Raw genomic sequence first — 5,011 nt, 5'->3', positions numbered from 1 at the left:
GTCGGCCAGCCACGACTGGAGCAGCACCAGCAACGCGGCAGCCCGGTCCCGGGCCGCACCCGCCGCCGTCGCATCCACCAACAGCACCGGCACCGGCACCGGCAGCGCGTCACCGAGACGGATCACCGCACCCGGCACCTCGGCCGCCACCTCCTGCGAGGCCCACTCCACACCGAACAGCAGTCGGTCGGCGAGGCCGCCGAACTGACCGGCCGCGACCGGACGCAGTACGAGGCTCTCCACGGCCGCGACCGGACCACCCGACGAGTCGGTGAACGTGAGCCGGACCGTGTCGGTACCGGGCGCGGGAGCGATCTCGACCCGGAGGCTCGTCCCGGCCGGGCCCGCGACCCGGACCCCGGAGAAGCCGAACGGCAACCGGACACCGCCGTCGACCGGGAGCGCGCCACCCGCGCCGATCGCGTGCAACGCCGCGTCGAACAGTGCCGGGTGCAGCGCGTACCCGGCGGTCGCGTGATCGAGCTCGACCTCGGCGAACACCTCCGCGCCGCGCTTCCAGACGCCCTTCAGACCCTGGAACGCCGGCCCGTACTCCAGCCCGGCGGCTGCCGCCGCCGGGTAGAAGCCGGCGACGTCGATCTCGTCCGCGCCCGCCGGCGGCCAGACCGCCGCCGCGGCGGCGGTGTCCGGGAACGGCTCGGCGGCGTCGCTCAGCGCGCCCTCGGCGTTGAGCACCCACGCGGCGTCGTCCTCGTGCCGGGAGTGGATCGTCACCGCGCTGCGGCCGTCCTCGGGCGCGGCCAGGGTGACCCGGACCTGGGCCCCGTCCTGGTCCCCGAAGGTCAGCGGGGCCTGGAGCAGCAGTTCGTCCAGCACCGGGAGCCCGGCCTGCTCCCCGGCGGCGAGCGCCATCTCCACCAGTGCCGTGCCCGGGACGACCGTACGGCCGGAGACCGCGTGGTCGGCCAGCCACGGGTGCGTACGGGTCGAGAGCCTTCCGGTGAAGACACTGTCACCGGAGGGAAGTTCGACCGCGGCGCCGACCAGCTGGTGCCCGGTGCCGACGAGGCCGAGGCCGACGGCGTCACCGGTGGAACCGGTCCGGGGCCGCGGCCAGTACCGGCGGTGCCGGAAGGCGTAGGTGGGCAGGTCGGCGCGCGGGCCGGTGCCGAGCACCGAGCCCCAGTCGACGTCCTGGCCCTCCACGAACAGCGCCCCGACTGCCGTGAGCAGCGCCATGACCTCGCCCCGGTCACGGCGCAGCGCGGCGACGGAGGTCAGCTCCGGACGCAGTTCGCCGATCAGCGCGGTGAGGACGCCGTCCGGGCCCAGTTCGAGCACACGGCCGGCGTCGAGAGCGGTGACGGCGTCGGCGAAGCGGACCGGCTCGCGGACCTGCCGCACCCAGTACTCCGGGTCCGACCACTGGCCGGGTGCCACCGGGGCGCCGGTCACCGTGGAGACGGCGGGGGTCACCGGGTCGGCGAAGCCGAGCGTCCCGACGATCGTGCGGAACTCGTCGAGCATCGGCTCCATCAGGCGGGAGTGGAACGCGTGGCTGGTCCGCAGGCGGTTGGTCTTCCAGCTCCGGTCCGCCGCGAGTCCGGCGATCCGCGCGATGTCGTCCGCGGCGCCCGACACGACCACGGCGTCCGGGCCGTTGACCGCCGCGATGTCGATGACCGGGTCCGCCTGGCGCACCTCGGCCTCCGAGGCCCCGACGGCCAGCATCGCCCCGCCCGCCGGGAGGGCCTGCATCAGTCGGCCCCGGGCGGCGACGAGCTTCGCCGCGTCGGCCAGGGTGAGGACCCCGGCGGCGTGGGCGGCGGTGATCTCACCGACCGAGTGACCGGCGACGACGTCCGGCTCCACGCCCCAGGAACGGACGAGGGCGAGCAGCGCCACCTCGACCGCGAAGATCGCCGGCTGCGCCCAGCCGGTCAGGTCCAGCCGCGCCCGGTCGTCCAGGACCTCGTGCAGCGGGAGATCCAGTGCCGCACACACCTCGTCGAAGGACGCGGCGAACACCGGGAACGCCTCGTACAACTCCCGGCCCATACCGACCCGCTGGGACCCCTGACCGGTGAACACCACCGCCAGAGCGGCGCGGTGCGCCTCCCCGAACCGCGTCCCGGCCCCGGGTTCGTCGCCCGAACCGACGCCGGCCAACGCGCGGTCGAGCGCGGGGTGGTCGGTGGCGAGGAGCAGGGCGCGGTGCCTGAGGGCCGCTCGACCGGCGAGGGCCCGGCCCACCCGGTCCAGCGACAGGTCCGCCGTGTCGGCGGTGCGCAGGCGGGCGGCGTAGGCGTGCAGCGCGTCCGGGTCCGCCGCGCTGAGCACGATCGGGGTCACCGGAAGGCTCCGACCCGACGCGGCGGCCGGGGAACTCGGAGCCACGGCTTCGAGGATGACGTGGGCGTTGGTGCCGCTGATGCCGAACGAGGACACCGCGGCCCGGCGCGGCCGGTCGGTCGCGGGCCAGTCGCGGGCCTCGGTCAGCAGCTCGACCGCACCGGCGGACCAGTCCACCTGGGACGACGGCGCGTCCACGTGCAGCGTGCCGGGCAGCACGCCGTGCCGCATCGACTGCACCATCTTGATGATGCCCGCGACACCGGCCGCCGCCTGGGTGTGACCGAGGTTCGACTTCACCGAACCCAGCCACAGCGGCTCGTTCTCCGCACGGTCCTGGCCGTAGGTGGCGAGGAGCGCCTGGGCCTCGATCGGGTCACCGAGCGAGGTGCCCGTCCCGTGCGCCTCCACCGCGTCCACGTCCCGCGCCGTCAGACCCGCCGACTCCAGCGCCTGGCGGATCACCCGCTGCTGCGACGGACCGTTGGGCGCGGTCAGACCGTTGGACGCACCGTCCTGGTTCACCGCACTGCCCCGCACCACCGCGAGAACCGGGTGACCCAGACGCTCGGCATCGGCCAGCCGCTCGACCAGCAGCATGCCGACACCCTCGCTCCACCCGGTGCCGTCCGCGCCCTCGGCGAAGGACTTGCACCGGCCGTCAGCGGCGAGGCCCCGCTGCCGCGAGAACCCCACAAAGGTGTTCGGCGTCGCCATCACGGTGACACCACCCGCCAGCGCCGCGTCACACTCGCCGCTGCGCAGCGCCTGCACCGCGAGGTGCAGGGCGACCAGCGAGGACGAGCACGCCGTGTCGACGGTGACCGCCGGGCCCTCCAGACCGAAGGTGTACGACACCCGGCCCGACGCGATGCTCCCGCCGGTGCCCATGAAGCCCTCGGCACTGTCGTCCGAGGCCCCCAGCACCATCGAGTAGTCGTTGTACATCACGCCCGCGAACACCCCGGTCCGCGAACCGCGCAGGCCCAACGGGTCGATCCCCGCCCGCTCGAACGCCTCCCACGACGTCTCCAGCAGCAGCCGGTGCTGCGGGTCCATCGCCAGCGCCTCGCGCGGCGAGATCCCGAACACCTCCGGGTCGAAGTCCCCCGCGCTGTAGAGGAATCCACCCTCCCGCGTGTACGAGGTACCGGGGTGGTCCGGGTCCGGGTGGTACAGGTTCTCCACGTCCCAGCCACGGTCCTCGGGGAAGAACCCGATCCCGTCCCGCCCGGACGCCACCAGCTCCCACAGGTCCTCCGGCGACGCGACGCCCCCGGGGTAGCGGCACGCCATCCCCACGATCGCGATCGGCTCGTCGGCACGGAGCGCACGAACCGTCCGGCCCGTCGCGCCCGCCGGGGCGACGGCGTCGGCCCGTTCGACCGCTCCGGCGAGTTCGGCACCGAGGTGCGCTGCCAGGGCGAGCGTGTTCGGGTAGTCGAAGACCAGCGTGGACGGCAGTCGCAGGCCCGTCACGGCCATCAGGCGGTTGCGCAGGTCGACCGCGATGAGCGAGTCGAAGCCCAGCTCGCTGAAGGCGCGTTCGACCTCGACCGCCTCCGGGCCCGCGTAGTCGAGAACCGCGGCCACGTGGGTCCGGACCAGGTCGAGCACCGCCCGATCGCGCTGCGGCGCCGGCAGGCCGGCCAGCCGCAGGCCCAGGGCGGTGTCGGCCCGCTTGCGGACCGGCACCCGGACCAGGCTCGCCAGCAGCGGGGGCAACAACCCGGCCGCGGCGGCCTCGCGCAGCGGGGCCGTGTCGAGCGCCAGCGGCGCGACGGCCGCCCGGCCCGTACCCAACGCGGCGTCGAAGGCCGCGAGCCCCTGCTCGGCGGTCAGCGGCAGGATGCCGCCCTGCCGGGCCCGGGCCAGCTCGGCTTCGCTGAGCCCGCCGGCCATACCCGCGTCCCACAGGCCCCAGGCCAGCGACGTCGCCGGCACGCCCTGCGCCCGAAGCTCGGTCGCGTACGCGTCCAGGAAGGCGTTGGCCGCGGAGTAGTTGGCCTGGCCGGCGTTGCCGAACAGACCGGCCGCCGAGGAGTAGAGGACGAAGGCGCTGAGCGTCCTGCCCTCCGTCGCGGCGGCGAGGTTGCGCGCGGCGTCGACCTTGGAGCGCAGCACCGTGTCGAGGCGCTCGGGCGTCAGATCGGCGAGGAGGGCGTCGTCCAGCACACCGGCGGCGTGGATCACCGCGGTCACCGGCTCGCCCCGCAACGCCTCGGCCACCGCCCCGGCATCGGCCACGTCACAGGCCACCGCCCGCACCTTCGCCGAAGCGAGCTCCTCGACGAGTCCGGCATCCCCACCGGAGCGGGACAGCAACAGCAGGTCACGGACCCCGTGCGTCTCGACCAGATGCCGGGCGACCAGCCGCCCCAGGGTGCCGGTCGCACCGGTCACGACGACCGTGCCGTCACCGAACTCCACCGGCGCGGACGCGGAGCCCGTCACCCGCACCAGACGCGGCGCGGACACCACGCCCTCGCGCACCAGCGCCTGCGGCAGCGGATAGAACACGTCCTCGGCCGCGTCCAGCAGATGGAGCCGGTCCGGGTGCTCGGCCTGCGCCGACCGCACCAGACCCCACAACGCGGCGCCATCGGCGTCGGTGATCTCCGCGCCTTCCGCACCGAACGTCCGCACCACCAGGCGCGATTCGGACCACGCCGCGTCGGCCAGCCACGACTGGAGCAGC

At 74.7% G+C, this 5,011-nt stretch carries 1 protein-coding gene; it reads right to left on the bottom strand.

All coding sequences use genetic code 11. The features are described from left to right. Positions 1–5,011, bottom strand: a 5,011-nt coding sequence (locus PUR56_RS14395; protein WP_329949198.1) for a type I polyketide synthase, incomplete at both ends; no start/stop codon positions are given.

The organism is Streptomyces sp. BE303 (assembly GCF_036290945.1).
Lineage (GTDB): Bacteria > Actinomycetota > Actinomycetes > Streptomycetales > Streptomycetaceae > Kitasatospora.
The sequence above is the reverse complement of the archived record's forward strand: the minus strand, read 5'-3'. Positions and strand labels throughout refer to the sequence as shown.